The organism is Veillonella sp. VA137, from assembly GCF_003992015.1.
Classification (GTDB): Bacteria; Bacillota; Negativicutes; order Veillonellales; family Veillonellaceae; genus F0422.
This window is the reverse complement of record NZ_RQVK01000001.1, coordinates 253,895-274,563: the sequence shown is the minus strand read 5'-3', so window position 1 is coordinate 274,563 and position 20,669 is coordinate 253,895. Positions and strand designations below refer to the sequence as shown.

General features: G+C 40.2%; 16 protein-coding genes. 15 read left to right on the top strand and 1 reads right to left on the bottom strand.

All coding sequences use genetic code 11. From position 1 onward, the window contains the following. Positions 1 to 345 precede the first annotated feature (345 nt). Positions 346 to 543: a cold shock domain-containing protein gene (locus EO116_RS01175; RefSeq protein ID WP_009354004.1), complete on the top strand. Its 198-nt coding sequence runs from the start codon at positions 346 to 348 to the stop codon at positions 541 to 543. A gap of 228 nt (positions 544 to 771) precedes the next feature. Continuing rightward, positions 772 to 1,305 carry a ribosome hibernation-promoting factor, HPF/YfiA family gene (gene hpf, locus EO116_RS01170; protein WP_127160284.1) on the top strand — a complete coding sequence of 178 codons (534 nt, stop codon included), beginning with the start codon at positions 772 to 774 and terminating at the stop codon, positions 1,303 to 1,305. A 191-nt stretch (positions 1,306 to 1,496) separates the two neighbouring features. On the opposite strand, the gene EO116_RS01165 is transcribed toward hpf, so the two are convergent. Then, complete coding sequence (locus EO116_RS01165) at positions 1,497 to 5,564, bottom strand: phosphoribosylformylglycinamidine synthase (RefSeq protein WP_127160283.1); 4,068 nt, start codon at positions 5,562 to 5,564, stop codon at positions 1,497 to 1,499. 232 nt (positions 5,565 to 5,796) lie between these two features. Between EO116_RS01165 and EO116_RS01160 the strand changes: the two genes are divergently transcribed. The 13 genes from EO116_RS01160 to EO116_RS08735 all read left to right on the top strand — a co-directional run bounded on the left by EO116_RS01160 (position 5,797) and on the right by EO116_RS08735 (position 20,581). Continuing rightward, complete coding sequence (locus EO116_RS01160; protein WP_127160282.1) at positions 5,797 to 7,293, top strand: amidophosphoribosyltransferase; 1,497 nt, start codon at positions 5,797 to 5,799, stop codon at positions 7,291 to 7,293. Then, the gene (gene purM / locus EO116_RS01155; RefSeq protein ID WP_127160281.1) at positions 7,280 to 8,341 is read left to right on the top strand and encodes a phosphoribosylformylglycinamidine cyclo-ligase; all 1,062 of its coding nucleotides are present in this window, start codon (positions 7,280 to 7,282) and stop codon (positions 8,339 to 8,341) included. The genes EO116_RS01160 and purM overlap by 14 nt, the downstream gene beginning before the upstream one ends. Continuing rightward, positions 8,334 to 8,957 (top strand): phosphoribosylglycinamide formyltransferase, encoded by a 624-nt coding sequence (gene purN, locus EO116_RS01150; protein WP_127160280.1) that lies wholly within the window; start codon positions 8,334 to 8,336, stop codon positions 8,955 to 8,957. The genes purM and purN overlap by 8 nt, the downstream gene beginning before the upstream one ends. 19 nt (positions 8,958 to 8,976) lie before the next feature. Further along, positions 8,977 to 10,278 carry a phosphoribosylamine--glycine ligase gene (gene purD / locus EO116_RS01145; protein ID WP_127160279.1) on the top strand — a complete coding sequence of 434 codons (1,302 nt, stop codon included), beginning with the start codon at positions 8,977 to 8,979 and terminating at the stop codon, positions 10,276 to 10,278. Between the two features lie 67 nt (positions 10,279 to 10,345). Beyond that, a complete protein-coding gene (nhaA, locus tag EO116_RS01140; RefSeq protein ID WP_127160278.1) occupies positions 10,346 to 11,530 on the top strand; it encodes a Na+/H+ antiporter NhaA in 1,185 nt (394 codons plus the stop codon). Between the two features lie 170 nt (positions 11,531 to 11,700). Continuing rightward, on the top strand, positions 11,701 to 12,705 hold the full coding sequence (locus EO116_RS01135; protein ID WP_127160277.1) for an iron ABC transporter permease: 1,005 nt from the start codon (positions 11,701 to 11,703) through the stop codon (positions 12,703 to 12,705). Further along, positions 12,705 to 13,511, top strand: coding sequence for an ABC transporter ATP-binding protein (locus EO116_RS01130; RefSeq protein WP_127160276.1), 807 nt, complete (start codon positions 12,705 to 12,707; stop codon positions 13,509 to 13,511). Before EO116_RS01135 ends, EO116_RS01130 begins: the two co-directional genes overlap by 1 nt. Beyond that, positions 13,508 to 14,563, top strand: a complete 1,056-nt coding sequence (locus EO116_RS01125) for an ABC transporter substrate-binding protein (RefSeq protein WP_127160275.1) — start codon at positions 13,508 to 13,510, stop codon at positions 14,561 to 14,563. The genes EO116_RS01130 and EO116_RS01125 overlap by 4 nt, the downstream gene beginning before the upstream one ends. A gap of 61 nt (positions 14,564 to 14,624) precedes the next feature. Beyond that, the gene (locus tag EO116_RS01120) at positions 14,625 to 15,680 is read left to right on the top strand and encodes an ABC transporter substrate-binding protein (RefSeq protein ID WP_206168304.1); all 1,056 of its coding nucleotides are present in this window, start codon (positions 14,625 to 14,627) and stop codon (positions 15,678 to 15,680) included. A 324-nt stretch (positions 15,681 to 16,004) separates the two neighbouring features. Beyond that, positions 16,005 to 16,829 carry a peptidoglycan-binding protein gene (locus EO116_RS01115; protein WP_240629087.1) on the top strand — a complete coding sequence of 275 codons (825 nt, stop codon included), beginning with the start codon at positions 16,005 to 16,007 and terminating at the stop codon, positions 16,827 to 16,829. 203 nt (positions 16,830 to 17,032) lie between these two features. After that, the gene (locus tag EO116_RS01110) at positions 17,033 to 17,692 is read left to right on the top strand and encodes a TerC family protein (protein WP_127160274.1); all 660 of its coding nucleotides are present in this window, start codon (positions 17,033 to 17,035) and stop codon (positions 17,690 to 17,692) included. Positions 17,693 to 17,990: 298 nt separating this feature from the next. Next, the gene (gene rlmD / locus EO116_RS01105) at positions 17,991 to 19,382 is read left to right on the top strand and encodes a 23S rRNA (uracil(1939)-C(5))-methyltransferase RlmD (protein WP_127160273.1); all 1,392 of its coding nucleotides are present in this window, start codon (positions 17,991 to 17,993) and stop codon (positions 19,380 to 19,382) included. Positions 19,383 to 19,468: 86 nt separating this feature from the next. Further along, complete coding sequence (locus tag EO116_RS08735; RefSeq protein WP_127160272.1) at positions 19,469 to 20,581, top strand: YadA-like family protein; 1,113 nt, start codon at positions 19,469 to 19,471, stop codon at positions 20,579 to 20,581. The last annotated feature ends 88 nt before the right edge of the window (positions 20,582 to 20,669 follow it).

The following is a 20,669-nucleotide window of genomic DNA, read 5'->3' as shown; positions in this document are numbered from 1 at the left end:
TTATTAAAATGATATGCATGAGGAAAAAACAAAACGATTTGAATAAAAATGATTAACACAGTCTTGATAACTGATAGATTTCATAAATTCATAAAAATAAAACATAATGTGAATATAAATTGATTTATATAGTAAATATATAAAGTGTAAAATATATCCTAAATGTATATATTATAAGGATAAAATGAAATAATTGATTAATAATTTCGTTGAATTATATCAATCTACTATAATCTTGAAAATAAAATAATATTTTGATTGACAACATACATATATAGTGATAACATGAAAGCAAGATTTAGATACTCTAAATCGCTTGCAGTATTAAAGGTAGGAGGAATTATCATGCTTGGGAAAGTAAAATGGTTCAGCGCAGAAAAAGGTTATGGATTTATTGAAAGAGAAGATGGCAGCGATGTATTCGTTCATTTTTCTGCAATCCAAGAAGATGGCTTTAAGTCTTTATCCGAAGGACAACAAGTAGAATTTGAAATCGTAGATGGCAACCGCGGTCTTCAAGCGGCTAACGTATATAAAGCTTAGTTCATAACAAAAAGGCTTAGGATATTCCTAGTAGGAGATCCTAAGCTTTTTAATTTGTATTTGTAAAGGCAAAAGCAGTACTAAGGGTATTGACAAAGGGACTGTAGAACAACAAAGGGAGATTAGAGTAGGAAAAATTTTTGAAAAATTAAAAAGGGTTTTAAGAATTTCTGTAGAACTATATAAATATGGTACTTATTTATAGGTAATACAGAAAGGATGAGCACTATGAAATTAACAGTACGAGGCAAAAATCTTGAAGTGACAGCAGCGTTACGTGAATATATTGAAAAACGGGTAGAAAAGTTATCTCGTTATTTTGAAACTCCAGTGACAGTGCAAGTTGTATTATCCGTGGAAAAAGAAGAACGTAAAGTAGAAGTGACATGCTTTGTAGAAAGTGTAGTATTGCGTGGTGTAGAAAACCACTTAGATATGTATGCCGCTATTGATTTAGTAGTGGATAAAATTGTTCGTCAAATCCATAAACATAAAACACGGTTAGCGAAACGATTCCGTAAAGAAACTGGATTCCATGTAGATGTGACAACTGTGGAAGCGATTCCAGAAGAAAAGGAATTGGAAGTAGTACGTCGCAAAAACTTTACTGTACGTCCTATGAGCGTGGAAGAAGCAATTTTACAAATGAATCTATTGGAACATGACTTCTTTATGTTCTTCAATGAAGATACCGAAATCATGAACGTTGTATATCGTCGACATGATGGTAAATATGGTTTGTTAGAACCAGAAGTGGGTTAATGATAATTCCTACAGCATATATTAATATAAAGGGCTATGCTAACATGTGTTACATGTTGTCATAGCCTTTTTTGTCAAGCAATATACCAATAGAGGAAGATGAAGGCCTTTACTCCATCTTCCTCTATTTGTGTTTCCCAACTTTTGTTATAGTTTGGTTCAGTTTAACGAGAGAGTACTCTATTGATGTATTAGTCTGTAAAGTAGTGCACCCCTGATGCAAAGATTGGCATCACAAGATTACCTTCTATATTTTTATGTGTATCATGGCCCATGCGTTCTATATGAGCCATTTTTCCTAATATTCTGCCATCAGGGCTTAATAATCCTTCTACAGCACCTATAGATTGGTTAGGATTCCATCGTGGATCATAGGTAGTATTACCCACTAGGTCTACATATTGTGTGGCAATTTGCCCCTGTGCATAGAGTTCTTCTACTTGTTCTGTTGTAGCAAGAAAACGGCCTTCTCCATGAGAAATAGGGACTGTGTAGATGTCGCCTATTTGACAAGTACTGAGCCATGGTGAATTTGTGGATACAACTTTTGTATGGACTATCGTAGAAATGTGACGACCCATTGTATTGTAGGTTAAGGTAGGACTGGTTTGCTCCAGTGGTTGGATATGGCCTGTTGAGACTAATCCAAGCTTAATCAGTGCTTGAAACCCATTGCATATACCAAGCACTAAACCATCACGCGTGTATAATAAATTTTCTAAAGACTCTTGCAAGTATGGATTGTGAAACAGGGTAGCTATAAACTTGCCCGATCCGGCAGGTTCATCACCGCCGCTGAATCCACCAGGGAAACATACAATTTGTGCTGTATTTATATTGTGTGCTAATGCTTGTATGGATTCTTGTAACTCTTGGCTATTTCGATTGCGAATGACAAAGGTTTCAACCTTAGCACCATGTTCTGTGAAAGCCCGTGCAGATTCGTATTCACAATTAGTGCCGGGGAATACAGGAATGAGCACTTTCGGGTGAGATAGAGAGGAATACTTACTACCTAGTTTGGGTTGTGTAGTGTGTAGTGGTTTGTTGTTAGAGGAGGAACGCATTGCTCTACTGCTACTGTCTAATATATTTGATACATCAAGGTGATTGCACAAAGCACTAGATTCTGTAATCTGTAGTTCATTTGATACATAAGATTCTGAAGTATGTGTTTCTATCTCTGAGGCTGAGAGATCTTTTGTGACAGAGAAGGTTTCCTTTGGATAGATAGGAAAGAGAGGGGCTAAGGTACTTTCATAGGATTGAAACAGGTCATGTAAGGGCATCGTAGCATCGTCTATGACGATCGTAGGGTCCTTATGAGTAGTGCCAATGTGATAGATGTGAGGTAGTGCTTGTAATGTTTGAGCTGTCACAGTATCTACCTCTATGAGGAAGGAACCACGGAGGGGGTAGAACAATATATCTTTAGGAGTTAATGAGGCATGGGGGATATGAATCTCGGATGTATGGGCACTATGATTTTTTGATGGAGTAGCCCGGGATTGAGCTGTGACCGTTTGCTCTGTTCTTCGTTTTTTATGCATAGCAGATATAGTGGTAGCTAATCGTTGTAGATCTTCTGTATGGTAGATACATCCAATGTTATTGCCTAAACATGCCTTCACCGTAGCAGAACCTATGCCGTCCTGTTCGACTACGTACGCACTGTATACGTGTTGCTGTAGATTGTGAGAACGCAAAGTATTACAATGCGCTGTAAAGGTTGCCCAATCAGGTGTCCCATCATCGTGCTCTGGCACATGGAGAAATAGGATGTGGTGTTGTGCCTCATGAAAGTGAGGTGCCAAAATCCTGTGGACTTCTTCGGTAGTGACGGCGAAGGAAATGAGCGTAGGTGGTACAGTCAGGTCTTGGAATGTACCACTCATAGAATCTTTACCACCAATAGCGGCCACACCTAATTGGTGTTGCGCCTCATAGGCTCCCAATAGAGCAGATACCACTTTACCCCAAGAGGTAGGGCTGCTGAGTTTTTCAAAATATTCTTGAAAACTTAGATAGGCTTTAGAGATATCTCCGCCTAAAGCGGCTAATTTAGCTAAGCTTAGGAGCACAGCATATTGAGCGCCATGGTAGGGACTCCATTCTGATAGGTAGGGATCAAATCCATGGGTCATGATGCTTGTGGTTGTGGTGTTTCCGTGCAGCACAGGAAGTTTTGCTACCATCCCTTGGACCGGAGTTTTCAGATAGGTTCCGCTGAAAGGGAAGAGCACTGTATTCCCACCTACAGTAGAGTCAAACATAGCTCGCAATCCTTCTTGCGAGGTACTGTTCAAATCTTGTAAGGCTTGATGAAATCGTGTTTCTATGGAAGATTTGGTTGTTGTAGAGAGGGAAGATGGATTCGTAACAAAGGAAGGAGTGTGATTTGCTTTGGGAGATACGATATGAGCAGTAGCACGTTGTGTAGCTCCATTTGTAGCTAAGAATTGACGATGTAGGTTGACGATAATTTCTCCTCGAAAGTCCATTACTAGGCGTCCAGTATTTGTCACTTCTCCTACGATGGTAACCTCTAGATTTTCCTCTGCACAATAGGATTGGATTCGTTTCCAATAGATAGGATCTATGATACAAGCCATTCTCTCTTGAGATTCTGAGATGGCTAGCTCTGTTCCAGTGAGTCCAGTGTATTTTGTAGGTATCGCATTTAGGTGAATGTGAATGCTATCTGCGAGTTCTCCAATAGCAACGGCCACACCACCTGCTCCAAAGTCGTTGCATCGCTTGATGCATTGTGTCACCTCTGGGATGCGGAATAGACGTTGTATTTTTCTTTCAGTGACAGGATTTCCTTTTTGTACTTCGGTACCACAGGTAGAGAGGGAGTCTTTCGTATGTGTTTTAGAAGATCCCGTAGCACCGCCACAGCCGTCACGACCTGTTTTGCCGCCTAGTAAGACAATGAGATCTCCTTGAGCGGGGCTTTCACGACGTACATGAGATCGTGGTACAGCTCCGATGACAGCACCTACTTCTAATCGTTTGGCTCTATAGGAATCATGGTAATATTCTCGTACTTCCCCGGTAGGAACACCGATTTGGTTGCCGTAGGAAGAAAATCCTTTGGCAGCGGTTGTAGTGATATAGGATTGTGGTAATTTACCTAGCAAGGTATGTTCTTTTGAGACTAGAGGGTTACCAGATCCAGTGATACGCATAGCCTGGTATACATAGGCACGACCACTGAGAGGATCTCGAATACAACCACCTAAACAAGTGGCAGCACCACCGAAAGGTTCGATTTCAGTAGGGTGATTATGGGTTTCGTTTTTGAACAATAAAAGCCATTCTTCCTCTATACCATCCACCTGTACCGGAACCATGATGGTGCAAGCATTGATTTCGTCCGATATACCTAATTGATTTAGTTTGCCTTGATGACGGAGTTCTTGCATCGCCATGGTGGCGATGTCCATTAATGTGGATGCTACCTTGGTGGATGGGTTCAGTTGTTGTTTTGCTTCAAGATAAGTTTGATACGTTTTTTGTATTGGTTTAGTAAATGGTGAATCTTCGAAGGTAATCTCTGTTAGTTTGGTATTGAACGTACTGTGACGACAATGATCTGACCAATAGGTGTCTAATACACGAATTTCAGTCACCGTTGGATTGCGATGTTCTTTTTGAAAATACCTTTGAATGCATAGTAGGTCTTCTAAGGTCATGGCCAATTGCATAGAGTGAAGGAGCTCGTTTAGGTTTATTTTCGACAGCGTGGTGAATTCCTCTATGTGAGAAGTTTCTGGTATCACTGGTGTGACTATGTCTAGTGTAGTAGGAAGGTCCATGGAGCTTTCACTGGCATCGATAGATTGCAAGAGATATTGTCGAGCTGTATCTATATGTGTTTTACTTAGATGACCCTGTAAGACATAGATTCGTGCAGTACGGACTGTACAACTATTATGACCAGTAAGAATGGCTAGGCATTGCTCAGCAGAATCAGCACGTTGGTCATATTGACCCGGCATAGGGGCGATAGCAATGGGATGGTCTAGGACGGACAGGTTTAATGTAGTACAGGTAATTTCTAAGGGCGGTTCAGAAAAAATGAGCGTTTTGGCACGTTCAAACTCTGATTCTGTAATCCCAGAGATATCGTATCGTTCGTAGATTGTGAGGTCGGTGAGAGGAATCTGAAAGTCTTGTTGCAATGTCGTAAGTAGTTGCTGTGACTCTTGTGATGTGGTAGTGCGAGGAGTGACAAATAGACGGAATATGTGCATACATAGCCTCCTTTAGGGTAATAGGATGGTGATGGATTCTTCATATATCCTATAGTATGTTTGTTAGTGTTCCATATATGACTTCTTGTATCTTAAGTATACCACGTTTTTTTGTTGATTCCCTGAGTTTATATTGAAGATAGCTGTGTAGCAAGTTATAATAAAGATAATATGACATTTAACAATTTGTCAGTGTGCACGATATGAGTAGGGTATGACTCTAGGGGGCATAATGAAATATGATGGTGTGTTAGATACTTGGTATGAGGAGTGTGGGGTCTTTGGACTCTATGATACTTCTTTGCCGGCAGGGACAACTATATATGAAGGTCTTATGGCGTTACAGCACCGTGGGCAAGAGGGGGCTGGTATCGCTGTAGTTCATGAATCACAGATAGATATAGTGAAAGGGCCTGGGCTCGTAAAAGAGGCCTTACAGGATGTTTCTAGCTTAGAAGGTTATATAGGGATTGGACATGTGCGGTATTCTACCACAGGTATAGAGAATCCTTGTGATATACAACCTATTGTGGGGGAAGCGCAGTGGGGTGCTTTTGCAGTGGCTCATAATGGCAATTTGACGAATGCTATAGCATTGCGTTGTGAGTTAGAATCACAAGGTTGTGTGTTTACGACCACAATGGATTCGGAGGTCATTGTACATCTAATTGCGCGCTGTCAGACACAAACCATGATAGAAGCGGTGCAACAAGCCTGTGAACGATTGGAAGGCGCCTTTTCGTTGACAATTGTCACCAATGAGATGCTGATAGGTGTACGAGATCCTCATGGATATCGACCGCTATGTGTAGGGGATATGAACCATGGATATGCACTTGCTTCTGAAAGTTGTGCTATCGAGGCTATAGAAGGGACTTTGCTGCGTGATGTGAAACCTGGTGAAATGCTTGTCATAGATGCCACAGGACTACGTAGTATACCTATCATAAAAGCGGATCTATTAGAGGATAGGACAGCCAGCGAGGATGTGACTGATAGGGCGGTCCTTAGTGACAAACAACAGGACGTATATACTCAGATAGAACAACATACCTGTGTCTTTGAATATATTTATTTTGCACATCCTACCAGTGTTATCGATGGGCAAAGTGTATCAGAAGTAAGGGTGGCGATGGGGCGTCAGTTGGCAAAAGAAGTACAGTATGAAGCAGATATTGTTATGCCCATACCTAATTCAGGAACTTTGTCTGCACAGGGATATGCAGAGGAATCTGGTATACCCTATAGGGAAGGATTAGTGCGCAATCCGAAGGTGTTGCGGACTTTCATAGAACCCAACAAAATCAGCCGAGAGGAAGCGGTGCGTAGAAAGTTTAGCGTTGTTTCTGATGTGGTGCAAGGTAAGCGCATTGTTCTCATCGATGACTCCATTGTACGAGGTACCACAAGTCGACATATCGTTTCCATCTTGCGACAAGCGGGAGCGAAAGAAGTATATTTGTGCTTAACTTCTGAACCAGTTCGGTATCCTTGCTATTTTGGTATCGATACATCCGATGCAAAGGATTTGTTAGCTCATCGATATTCCATAGAAGAAATCCGCCAATACATTGGCGTGGATCGTTTATATTATCTGTCTCATGAAGGGTTGATGCAGTCTATGAAACAATTAGAAGCACAACATTTGTGTGTAGCTTGTTTTACTGGAGACTATCCCAGTCCTGTAGGGGATGAGTATACCAAGGGAGGTACTTATGTCTGTCGATAATACACCTGTTACCTATTTAGATGCTGGTGTGGATGTGGAAGCGGGGAACCAGCTCATTCAAAAGATTAAACACCGTGTGGAACGCACCTATACACCGGGTGTACTAGGCTCTTTAGGCGGTTTTAGTGGGCTCTATTCCTTAGCGGGACATAGCATGAAAGAACCTATTCTTGTATCCAGTACGGATGGGGTGGGTACGAAAATTCGCTTTGCCGTCCTGATGAATGAGCACCATCAGATTGGTCAAGATTGTGTGGCTATGAGTGTGAATGATGTGGTAGCACAGGGAGCGACTCCTTTATTTTTCCTAGACTATATTGCAGTAGGCAAATTGGAGCATGACCATATTGAAAGCATCATTGATGGTATCGGCGAAGCTTGTGAAGAATGCGGATGTGCCTTAATCGGTGGAGAAGCATCGGAAATGTCTAGTTTCTACGGTGATGGTAATTATGATTTAGCTGGCTTTGCCGTAGGGATTGTAGACAAGGACCAAATCATTACAGGAGCCTCTATCGAGGTAGGGGATATGGTGCTAGGTTTACCTTCATCAGGGTTGCACTCCAATGGGTTTTCCTTAGTACGCCATATTATCTTAGAAAAACAACAAATGCCATTGGATACCTACGTAGACGAGTTAGGTCGTACCATTGGAGAAGAAGTGTTGACACCAACGAAACTGTATGTAAAACCTATTCTATCACTACTGAAAGAACAGTTAGTGAAGGGGATGGCTCATATAACAGGAGGATCTTTCTACGACAATATTCCTCGCATATTACCAAAAGGGTTATCTGTCACTATTCATAGTGATGCCTGGCCAGTACCACCTATTTTTAAGCTATTACAAGAATGGGGACATGTGGAAACGAGAGAAATGTATCATACTTTCAATATGGGCATAGGTATGGTGCTAGTAGTGAAGCCAGAGTTAGTAGAACGAGTCGTAGAAGTGTTGCAAGAGCAAGGGGAAGTGGTGTACTCCATTGGACTTGTTACAGAAGGGCAGGGAGATGTGACGATTCTTGGTGAGGCATTCCATGGGTAAACGATTGGCTCTATTTGGCAGTGGCAGAGGGTCTAATGGAGAAGCCATCTATAAGGCCATAGAAGCGGGGCATATAAATGGTGAAATAGTTTTTATCATTAGTGATAGACCCCATGTGGGCATTGTGGAGAAGGGACGTGCTTGGCACATTCCTGTACACATAGTAGATCCTGCCAACTATGGTACTGAAGCAGCCTGGACACAAGCTATGCTAGATTTGTTACAAGAATATGAAGTGGAGGGCATCTTGTTAGCTGGGTATATGCGTATATTACCACCTACATTTGTGCAAGCGTACAGAGGAAATATCTTGAACATACATCCCTCCTTATTGCCAGCCTTTACAGGCTTACAGGCACAGAAGCAAGCCTTACTAAAAGGCGTAAAATACACAGGATGTACCGTTCATTTTGTGGATGAAGGCATGGATACGGGTCCTATCATTGCGCAGGCGGTGGTACCTGTCTATGAAGATGACACGGTGGATACTTTATCAACACGAATCTTGCATGAAGAGCATCGCATCTACCCAGAGGCGGTGCGTTTATTTTGCGAGGATGCCTTGAATATACTGGGATCTCGTGTTGTCATTAAGAAACAAGCTATTATAAAATAGTTTATATTGAGAGGTATCTATGAAAGTATGTATTATTGGCAATGGTGGTCGTGAACACGCATTAGCTTGGAAATTGAATCATAGCCCATCTGTAACAGACGTCTATGTAGTGCCAGGCAATGCAGGAATGACTTCCATAGCCACTGTAGTCAACCTAGATTGGAAGAACCGAGACATCTTATTAGCTTGGTTATTGGACTATAAGATTGATTTGGTTGTTATAGGGCCTGAATTGCCACTTGTCGAGGGACTTAGTGATGCGATCCGAGCAGAGGGGATTCCTGTATTTGGACCATCTCAGCAGGCGTCTCGATTAGAAGGGTCTAAGTCGTTTGCGAAGGATGTAATGCGTCGATATAAGATTCCTACGGCAAAGTATGAGGTTTGCCAAGATGTAGAAACAGGAAACAGCATTATTCGTCAATGGGGTGTACCCATTGTATTAAAGAGGGATGGCCTCTGGGGTGGTAAAGGTGTGACCATTTGCGAGACTTTCACAGAAGCAGAACAAGTGTTGGAAGAGATGCTGAGTAGTTCGGAAGAAAGCGTTGTGATTGAGGAATATATGCAAGGACAGGAGCTATCTTTTTTGTCCTTTGTGGACGGCACTCACGTCTTGCCTATGATAGGAGCAAGGGATCATAAACGATTGTTAGACTATGATGAAGGCCCTAATACGGGTGGAATGGGAGCCTATGCACCAGTACCAGAATTGGATATTAAATTGGAGCAAAATATTGTGGACACCATAGTAAAACCTATCGTGAAAGCCATGGCAGAAGAAGGTAATCCTTATGTAGGGTGTTTGTATACAGGTCTAATGCTTACCGAGGAAGGACCGAAAGTAGTAGAGTTCAATGCTCGCTTCGGAGATCCAGAAACACAAGTGATATTGCCATTATTGCAGAGTGATTTAGGAGTCATCATGTATGCCACAGCTACGGGACAATTAGAGGGGATATCCTTGGAATGGTCCAAACAATACGCTTCCTGTGTTATCTTAGCATCCAAAGGATATCCACAGCAGAACTTGACAGGTCAAAGAATCACAGGAGATATTCATACTATGGATACTGTATCAATGGTATTTCACTCTGGTACAACATATGAAGCAGATCACTATGTAACGCAAGGTGGTCGTGTATTAGGTGTTGTAGGATTGGGGAATACATTGGAACAATCCTTAGAACATGCTTATGAACGTGTGTCCATGATTGACTTTGAGGGACAACAGTATCGTAAGGACATCGGCGAATCGAGTGTTGGATTTTGTATACATGCGCAATATAGAAAAAAATCGATAGATAAAGAATATAATTAGTGATATAATAACAAAAGAATATTTTAGTTATTTAATGATATATATTACATAGTAGAGGGGTAATTGTATGAATCGAATTGTATCTTTTTTTACATCACCATCAGCAGGGGGCGTACTACTCTTTGTAGCTGCTGTGGTAGGAGTGCTATTGGCAAACTCTCCAGTAGAAAGTTTGTACCACTCTTTGCTTCATGCTAAATTAGGACCATTGTCCATTGAATTATGGATTAATGACGTGGCCATGGCGGTCTTCTTTTTATTTGTAGGCCTTGAAGTAAAACGGGAAATGATTGCAGGGGAATTGAATACCAATGCAAAACGATTTTTGCCTGGTATTGCAGCATTTTTTGGCCTTTTAATGCCAGCGTTGATTTATTATTTCATTGTCGGTTATCATCCAGAATATATTCATGGTTGGGGGATTCCAACAGCTACAGACATTGCCTTTGCCATCGGTATCGTTTCACTCTTAGGTGATCGAGTACCCATTGCAATGAAAGTATTTTTAACTACCTTGGCTGTTATGGATGACTTGATGGCTATTGTTATCATTGCTTTTTTCTATACAGCAGAGTTAAACTTCTTTTACTTATTCGTAGCAGCAATCATCGTGTTCATGTTACAATACGTAAACCGTATGAACTATACGAGACCAATTCCGTATTTAGCATTAGGATTTGGCCTTTGGTTCTGTGTGTTTAAGTCAGGACTACATGCTACCTTAGCAGGCGTTATTCTAGCGGCTTTCATTCCATACCATGGCATACGTGATGGACGTCATGTATCTCCTTTATCGGAATGGGAGCACACATTAAGTAACTGGGTTACATACTTGATTATTCCAATTTTTGGATTTGCCAATGCAGGGGTATCCTTCCATGGATTTACCTTAGAAAGCTTTGCTCATCCAGTTGTATTAGGTGTAGCAGTAGGCTTAGTATTAGGTAAACAAGTAGGTGTATTTGGTACCTTATTTTTGCTAGTAAAATCTAAACTAGTAGAAATGCCAGCTCAAACTAATTGGACGCATGTGTATGGTATTGCTCTTTGCTGTGGTATTGGATTTACCATGAGCTTGTTCGTATCCTTGTTAGCCTTCCCTCCAGGAGAAGCCCAAGAAATGGCAAAAGTTGGTATCTTTGTAGGCTCCATCGTATCTGGTATCTTGGGATATACAGTATTACGAATTGCTGGACGAAAACAACAAGTGAGTGTGTCTGAATACGATATGATCAAAGGACAACATATTTAATTGCATACTTCATAGAGAGTAGAGGCTCTATATAAGCTGTAGTGAAAGGAAACTTTCATTACAGCTTTTTTTATTATGAAAGTTTTCAATCTGTAAAAAAACTTCTTGCAAATTTTGAAATAACTATCTATAGTAAGTGTATAAGTGTAACTGAGAATGGGAGGATTATTATGTATCATTATAAACGGGCTATGATGATATCCGTCCTTGTATGTGCCGGAATTTTTTTGCTGTCCTTAGTGATGGGACGCTTTTTTATTCCTGTTCATGAAGTGTGGAACATATTACTGTCTAAATTTTTAGTACTACCCATCACCTGGGATACGTCGATGTACAATGTAGTTATGGAGATTCGATTGCCTCGTGTACTTGGTGCTATTTTGGTAGGCGTTGCGTTAGCTGTATCGGGAACAGCCTATCAAGGAGTTTTTCGCAATGATTTAGTGTCACCAGATTTATTAGGTGTTTCACACGGTGCTAGTGTAGGAGCCTGTTTAGGTATCTTATTACATTTGTCATTATATGGGGTAGCCCTGTGTGCTTTTATTGGTGGGATTGTAGCGGTATGCCTCACATTATTATTACCTAGATTGATTCAAAACCAATCTAGGATTGTTCTTGTTTTATGTGGCATCATTGTGTCTGGATTTATGGCAGCTATTATTGGACTGCTGAAATACATTGCAGATCCAGATACAGAACTTCAAGATATTGTGTATTGGCAATTAGGTAGCTTAGCAAAAGTCACATGGGATAATTTGTTGTATGTATTACCGATTATTGTTATAGGAACAATAGCAATCATAGCCTTGCGGTGGCGCTTAAATATTTTATCCTTGTCCGATCAAGAAGCACAAAGTTTAGGTGTCAATGTACAGAGAGAACGTATAGTTATCATAGGAATCTCCACGTTGCTAACTTCAGCAGCTGTATGTTTGAGCGGTACCATTGGTTGGGTAGGTCTTGTGATACCACATTTATCACGTATGTTAGTGGGACATGACCATAAAAAATTGATTCCCGCTACGATTGTAGTTAGTGCTTCCTTTTTGATGGTAGCAGATTTATTTGCTAGGGCGTTAACAACAGCAGAGATTCCACTAGGAATACTCTGTGGGTTCATTGGAACGCCATTCTTTGCGTGGGTGTTGTATAAACAACGGAGGTATTTCTAATGGATTCCTTTGAACTTTCAGTAGATTCTATCTCTTTTTCCTATGGCAAGTGTGAGCCTAATATTTTTACGGACTTATCATTCTCTGTGAAAGCTGGAGATACCTTAGCTTTATTAGGGCGTAATGGCGTAGGTAAATCTACGTTGCTTAGTTGCTTGATGTGCTTTCAGCAGGTGCAATCAGGACATATATATTGCAATGGTGTAGATTTAGGGAGTGTGTCTATTCAAGAACGAGCGAAGTTAATTGCTTTTGTACCACAGATTATAGGTGCAGATATAGCCTATACGGTACGAGATTATATATCCTTTGGAGCGACATTACGAACGGGGATGTTTTCTTCGCCAGGAAAAGAAGAATTCCAAAAAACGGATAACATACTAGAGATGCTGGGAATTACAGAATTACGAGATAAACCGTGTCGCGATTTAAGTGGCGGGCAGCGACAATTAGTAGCCATTGGACGTGCCTTATTGCAAGATACGAGATTATTATTGATGGATGAACCAACATCTGCATTAGATATACGCAATCAAGTGATTGTTCTAGAAACGATAGAGCAATTGCGAACACAAGGGTACGCTATTATTTTTACTACGCATGTACCGGAACAGGCTTTATTATTGAATAGCCGTGTCGGTTTATGTCGTGGTGGAACAATAGATTTTTACGATTCTGTCAGTGATGTAACTGTGGAAGTATTGGAGAGAATTTACCGGACGAAGCTTAGTTTGTTTTATAGCGAAACGGTACAGCGCACAGTTTGCGTAATCCCACAGTTAGGTCAGAAAGGGGAGATTTTATGAAGCGTATTGTAGTATTGTTATTAGCCTTATTTACCGCCATTTGTATGTTGGCTGGTTGTGGCACAGAAAATGCATCCCAAGGGAATACATCTTCTACGAGGGTTGTCACAGATATTGATGGAATGGAAGTGACGATTCCAAAAGATATCAAACAAGTAGCAGATTTATGGCATGCTAATAACCAAGTAGTATTGATGTTAGGGGGCGCAGATACATTAGTATCTACTACAAAAAATGTACAAGGATTGCCGTGGTTTGTAAAAGTATATCCTAGAATTAAAGAGATTCCAGCGCCGGTAAAAGGTACAGACGTGCAAATGGAGGAAATTCAAAAATTAAATCCACAGGTGGTATTGGCTAGCAATAAGAACCAAATTGAAATGGCTTGCAAAGCAGGTCTTCCAGCAGTACGTGTGAATTTTACAGACTATGAAGGATTGCGCAAAACAGTGGCTATTACAGCCGAGGTATTAGGTGGTAAAGCCATCGACATTAGCAAACAGTATCTAGCCTATTTAGATGGTAATGTGAAATTAGCGGAAGAAAAAACGAAACATCTTAGCGATGCGGAACGTCCAACCGTGTTGCATATCGTAGGTGGAGATAATTTATTAAAAGTAGATGGAGACAAAACGATTATCAATGAATGGATTCGTTATGCAGGTGGCAAGAATGCCATTACAGCAGCAGGTCCACAAATCGTAGTGACCATAGAAGAAATCATCAAAGCAGATCCAGATATTATCATCATCGGTGGTACACAAGCGCAAAAAGGTATTGACCAAATGATGAATGATCCACAATGGGCAAGCTTAAAAGCTGTTAGAAATCATCGTGTATACCGCAATCCTGTAGGAACTTTCAACTGGGATCGGTATAGTGCTGAAGCGGCATTACAAATCTTATGGGCAGGCCAAATCATTCAACCACAATTATTTGCGGATATTAACCTAGTGAAAGAAACACAAAAGTTTTATAAAGATTTCTTACATTTTGATTTATCTGGTGATGATGCAGAACGTATTATCCATGGTGAAAGTCCTGCAAATTAAATGTATAGACACATGATTTTGAAGTAGTTAGTTTGTGTATGGAAGCTAGTTAGGAGACGTTATGAAACGAATTATTACTATGCTCTTTGCATTGTTGATTTCCATCGGCTTGTTAGCTGGTTGTGGTACAGAAAATGCATCAAAAGGAGCAACGCAAGAAGTACATACTATCACCGATATTGGTGGTACCCAAGTTCAATTACCAACACATGTGGAACGGATTGCTGACTTATGGCCAGCGAATAATCAAGTTATGTTGATGCTAGGTGGGGCAGATAAATTAGTTGCCACCACACAATATGTACAAACATTACCTTGGTTTTCACATATTTATCCAAATATTAAAAATATTGCTGCACCAGATCGTTTTGGCTTTGATTTACAATTAGAAGAATTACAAAAAGTATCACCACAAGTGATTATTGTAAATAGTAAAAAACAAGCAGAACAAGTCCGTCAAGGTGGCTTTACAGCAGTGCACATGGAGTTTACGGACTATAAAGGACTTCGCAATGTAGTATCTATGACTGCCGATATTCTTGGTGGCAATGCGGTAGAGATTGCTAAGAGTTACAATGCGTATTTAGATAAAAATATTGCTTTAGCAGAAGAAAAAACGAAAGGTTTAACTGATGCAGAACGTCCAAGAGTGATGCATATTGCGACAGGTGAAAATTTACTAAAAGTAGATGGTACTAAAACAATTATTGATGAATGGATTCACTATGCCGGGGGGATTAATGCGATCGAACAAAAAGGTCGAGGGCTTACATTGACCATGGAAGAAATCATCAAAGCTAACCCAGATATTATCATCGTAGGTGATGTGAACTCCAAAGCAGCCATTGAAAAAATTATGAATGACCCACAATGGAGTGGTATTAAAGCAGTTCAAATGGGTCGTGTATATAGTAACCCTGTAGGAACATTCAAGTGGGATCGATACAGTGCTGAATCAGCATTGCAAATCTTGTGGGCTGGTCAAATCATCCAACCACAATTATTTGGAGATATTAATTTAGTGAAAGAAACACAAGATTTCTATAAACACTTCATGCATTATGAGTTGTCTACTACAGAGGCAGAACGGATTATTGCTGGAGAAGGTCCACAATAGTTTTGCTAGTAGGAAATGGATTCGATTGTCTTTATAGTAAAACCGTAGTAAGAGGACACTTTTACTGCGGTTTTATTATGCCAATTTAGTATAGCAACCCTATTTTTATGCATAATTACTATAGAAATTGAAGAAAACTAACATTTTTAGTGTATATATGTAGTAGGTGGTATTTCCCATGGGAAGTAATTTATACTATATGTGGGAAAAATACGATAAAAATGGGTGCTAAGTGGTGTTAAAGTGTTAAAAAAGCCCTGTTTTTTTGACGTATCTCCCAAAAAATGGTAAAATGTATAAGCATTTAGATATGAGGTGAACATCGTGAAAAAAATAACTCTCCTAGCGATTCTCCTGATGGTATGTACCATGGTGACAGCCTTGGCAACATCTGGACGTGGTGATCGCGGCAAAGAGGTAGAAGAGTTACAAGCGTTGTTAGTAGCCCAAGGCTATTTGCTTGATACAGCAGATGGAGTGTTTGGGAATAATACAGAATACGCAGTACTCGTCTTTCAGAAAGAACACGGGTTAACTCCAGATGGTAGAGTAGGCAAAGAAACAATGCGTGCTTTACTAGAGAATCAAAAACAATTCGAGGGGCAGCAAGCATCTCGAAATACCCGTACTGTCGAGGTATCACGGTTTGGTGATCGCGGTCGACAAATAGAAGAATTACAAAGTAAATTAGAAGATAGTGGATTTTCTCCTGGTTCCATTGATGGCGTATTTGGTAGTGGCACAAAAGAAGCCTTACTTCGCTTTCAACGGTATCATGGATTAAGTGAAACTGGTATCTTAGATGCTACTACATGGTCTAAGTTATCGAACGCAAAACATAGTACTTTCAAAAAAAATCGCAAGCCATCATCCTATAAAAAAACCATAGAGATGGAGGCCACTGCTTATACCAGTCAAGAATCAGGTTCTTATACAGCACGAGGACATGCATTGCGCCGAGGATATGTATCGGTAGATCCGAATGTGATTCCATTGGGCACAGAGGTATATGTAGAAGGGTATGGCTATGCAGTGGCAGATGATACTGGTGGCGATATTGTAGGTCACCGCATCGATGTGGCTATGGATAGTTATGATGAGGCCATACAATTTGGTCGTCGTACGGTGAAAGTATATATTTTAAATTAGAGAAAGTATTGATTTGTTGTAAAACAGAAAGAACATCTAATTGCAAAGTGTAGTTACACAAAATAAAAGATAGGAAACTACTGTTGTGTAGATTCTAATATGCTAGAAGGATAGTCGGTTCATTTGAATCGGCTATCCTTTGTTTTACAGGTTCTCTATGATATAATAAAATGTATTCTAAGTAGTATATATAGGAGGAAATGGTGGATATTACATCAACACAAGGGTTATTAGCAATTCTACAAATTATTATTATTGATATATTATTAGCAGGAGACAATGCTATTGTCATCGGCATGGCTGCGAAAAATTTGCCAGAAACGTTGCGCAAGCGCGCTATTTTTTGGGGCACTGCTGGGGCCATCGGCTTGCGTTTAATTATGGCAATATTGTTCATTGAAGCCTTAGATAATATTCCAGCATTACGCATTGTTGGCGGTATTATGTTGCTTTGGATTGGCTATTCCTTATTGAAAGATGGGGACAATGAGCATAACATTGAAGCAAAAGATAATATCTGGGGTGCTATTGCAACAATCATCATTGCGGACGGTGTGATGGGAATTGATAATGTATTAGGTGTTGTAGCAGCAGCAGAAGGTCATTTCGGTCTTGTTGTGGTAGGTATGCTTGTGACAGTGCCAATCATTGTTTGGGGCAGTACCATCTTTGTAAAACTAATCGATAAATTCCCTGTAATTTTGTATGTAGGTGGTGGTATCTTAGGCTGGGTATCTGCTAGCATGATTCAGCACGACCCAATGGCAACACCGTATGTTGAACCATATAGCTTACCATTCCATGTTGGATGTGTCGTATTGGTATTAGGTGCGGCAATGATTCGTAATCGATTGGTGAAATAAACTGGAGATTGGCAATAGCTATCCCTCAACAAATAGGTTTTTATGTATAACATAGGCATATAGTTTTCATGATGTCGTACATCAATGAAGGCTATATGCTTTTTATTTGCTTTGTAGTAATATTTCAGCAAATGCTAAATAGACATTTACTAAGGTACTTAGATTAATGATATAAATGGTGTGAATATGTGGGAATTATACTAGGTAGTATGAGATATATAGACGTGTTAGGAACAGATAAAAAATGATATAATAACATATTGATAGAAACAAATTACTTGGATTAAAGGATATATAGATGAGTGAGAAGAAGAAACAACAGAAAGCACCGGTGTGCGCTGGACATACATATACGATAGAGATTCACGGCACTGGTAGTAGTGGTGAAGGGGTAGGCAGATATGATGGGTTTACAGTATTTGTACCCTATGCATTGCCGAATGAAACGGTACAAGTGAAGATTACCATAGTCAAAAAGAATTATGCCGTAGGAGATATTGTAGAGGTGCTCACACCGTCAGCAGAGCGAGTGGCCCCAGAATGTAAGGTATATGGTAATTGTGGGGGCTGCCAATTACAACATGCGTCTTATACAGAACAATTGCGACTAAAAACAGAATCTGTGAAAGCTGTCATTGAACGGATTGCTAAATGTGACCCTAATTTGGTCTTACCTTGCATAGGCCCAGAGGAGCCTTGGCGGTATCGCAATAAAATGCAAATGCCGGTAGGTGGCACCGTAGGCAATATCCGCATGGGTTTTTACCAAAAAGGATCTCATAGCATCATCAACCACGAACATTGCCCAATCCAAGATGTGGGCAATGATGAGATTCGTAAAGTTTGCTATGAGGCTATGAAAGACCTTGGTATCGAACCTTATGATGAGTATACGGAAAGAGGCGTGATTCGTCATGTCATAGGCCGTATTGGTAAAGAGGAATGGATGGTTATCCTTGTGAGTAGAATAGCAACGATTCCATGTGAACAAGAATTGGTAAATCGTATCGTTGAGGCTTTGCCAAAGGTCACCTCTATTGTTGTAAATTACAATCCGAAACAAACGAATGTGATCTTAGGACCTACGAATCGTACCATTTATGGAAAAGACCAAATTACAGACTATATTAAAGATTTATCCTTTCAGTTGTCACCACATTCCTTCTTTCAAGTGAATCCGGAACAAACCACTGTGTTGTACGACACAGCCTTGGAATTTACAGAATTGAAAGGACATGAGACGGTGATCGATGCTTATTGTGGAACGGGAACAATCTCTTTGTTTTTGGCGCACAAAGCAAAGCATGTCATCGGTATTGAAATCGTGGCACCTGCTATCGAAGATGCGAAGAAAAATGCACTCCGCAATGGATACGAAAATACAGAATTTATCGTAGGCGACGCAGCCGTGGAAATGCCCAGATTGTATAAACAAGGCATCGAGCCAGACGTCATCGTATTTGACCCTATCCGCGCAGGCTGCAAAGAAGATGTTTTGCAGGCTGCCGTTGGCATGGCGCCAGAACGGATTGTGTACGTGTCTTGTAACCCATCCTCCATGGCACGAGATATAGAAATACTGACAAAACAGGGATACCAATTGGTGAAAGTTCAACCAGTGGATATGTTCCCGCAGACGTATCATGTTGAGACTGTGGCGTTGCTGACAAGGTGTGAAGCGACGCAGTAAGCATTAGAGCGGGCCATGTCAGGGATGTCCAAGAGTTCGAGTGAAGCGTGAATATAATTTTCTGATATAGTATATGGAGTATATGTATGAAGTTTAAAGTGAATTTAATTATGACAATTGCAACCCTTTCCTTAATTAACTTATCTACTAGTGCTATCGTATTGGCTGAAGGTGAACAGAGTAATAGCGGAGGGATTGACTCTATACCTAATTTAATTGGTAACAACAATAATATAACGTATTCAAATTTTTATAATATATCTGGAAATAACAATTTAGTTTATGGTGATTATTTAAATGTCTTAGGAAATAAAAATCGAGTCACTGGTGACCATTTAGTTGTTGTTGGAAATTATAGTATCGCAGCCCCACAGAAATATCCTGAAGATTTTAATCATAGGATAATTTCTTTAGGTAAAGCTACTGGAGAAGGGGCAACAGTGATAGGAGATTACGCGGCGGTAGAATATGAACATGGTACAGCCCTTGGATATGGTGCTAAAGCATATGGAGAAAGTTCCGTCGCCTTAGGAGCCTTTAGTAAGGCTACAGTGCTACATCCAGTGGACAGTAAATATGCAGGTGTAACTAATGCAAAAGGGATAGTAAGTATTGGTTCTGTAGATGATGGGACCGGATTTTATTATTCCAATGATAATGGCTTTGTAAAACCTAAAAAATATAATACATTTACTCGTCAATTACAAGGTGTAGCGGCCGGTGAAATTTCTGAAACATCTACAGATGCTATTAATGGTAGCCAACTATATGCCACTAATCAAACCATTATTAGAGTGGAAGAGGAGTCTAAAGCACGAGATACGATGAATGCAGCTTTATCAGCATTAAAGCCACTAACTTATGATCCTAGAGAACCACATCAATTTATGGCCGGTCTAGGTTCATATAAAAATAAGCGAGCCGTGGCTCTAGGATATGCCCGCTATTACAATGAGTCTAAATTGGCTCATATTGGAATGGCTTATGCAAATGGGAATGGTATGATAGTTAATGCTGGGCTAAGCTTTAAGTTTGGATTAGGTAATCAATCTAAGGTATTACCACAATATGCAAAGGGACCGATTGCTTCCATCTACGTCCTTCAAGAGGAAAATCAAGTGCTTCGTAAAAAAGTAGATGAACAAGAACAAAGAATTGCGCGCTTAGAAGCGTTGATTTCGGATAAAAAGCTGTCCTGAATTTCCCAAATCAGTGATTCATGAGGTTATAAAACAGAATCTTTCCTTACTAGAAGCGAAAGGAAGGAGTAGCATATAAGGGACCATA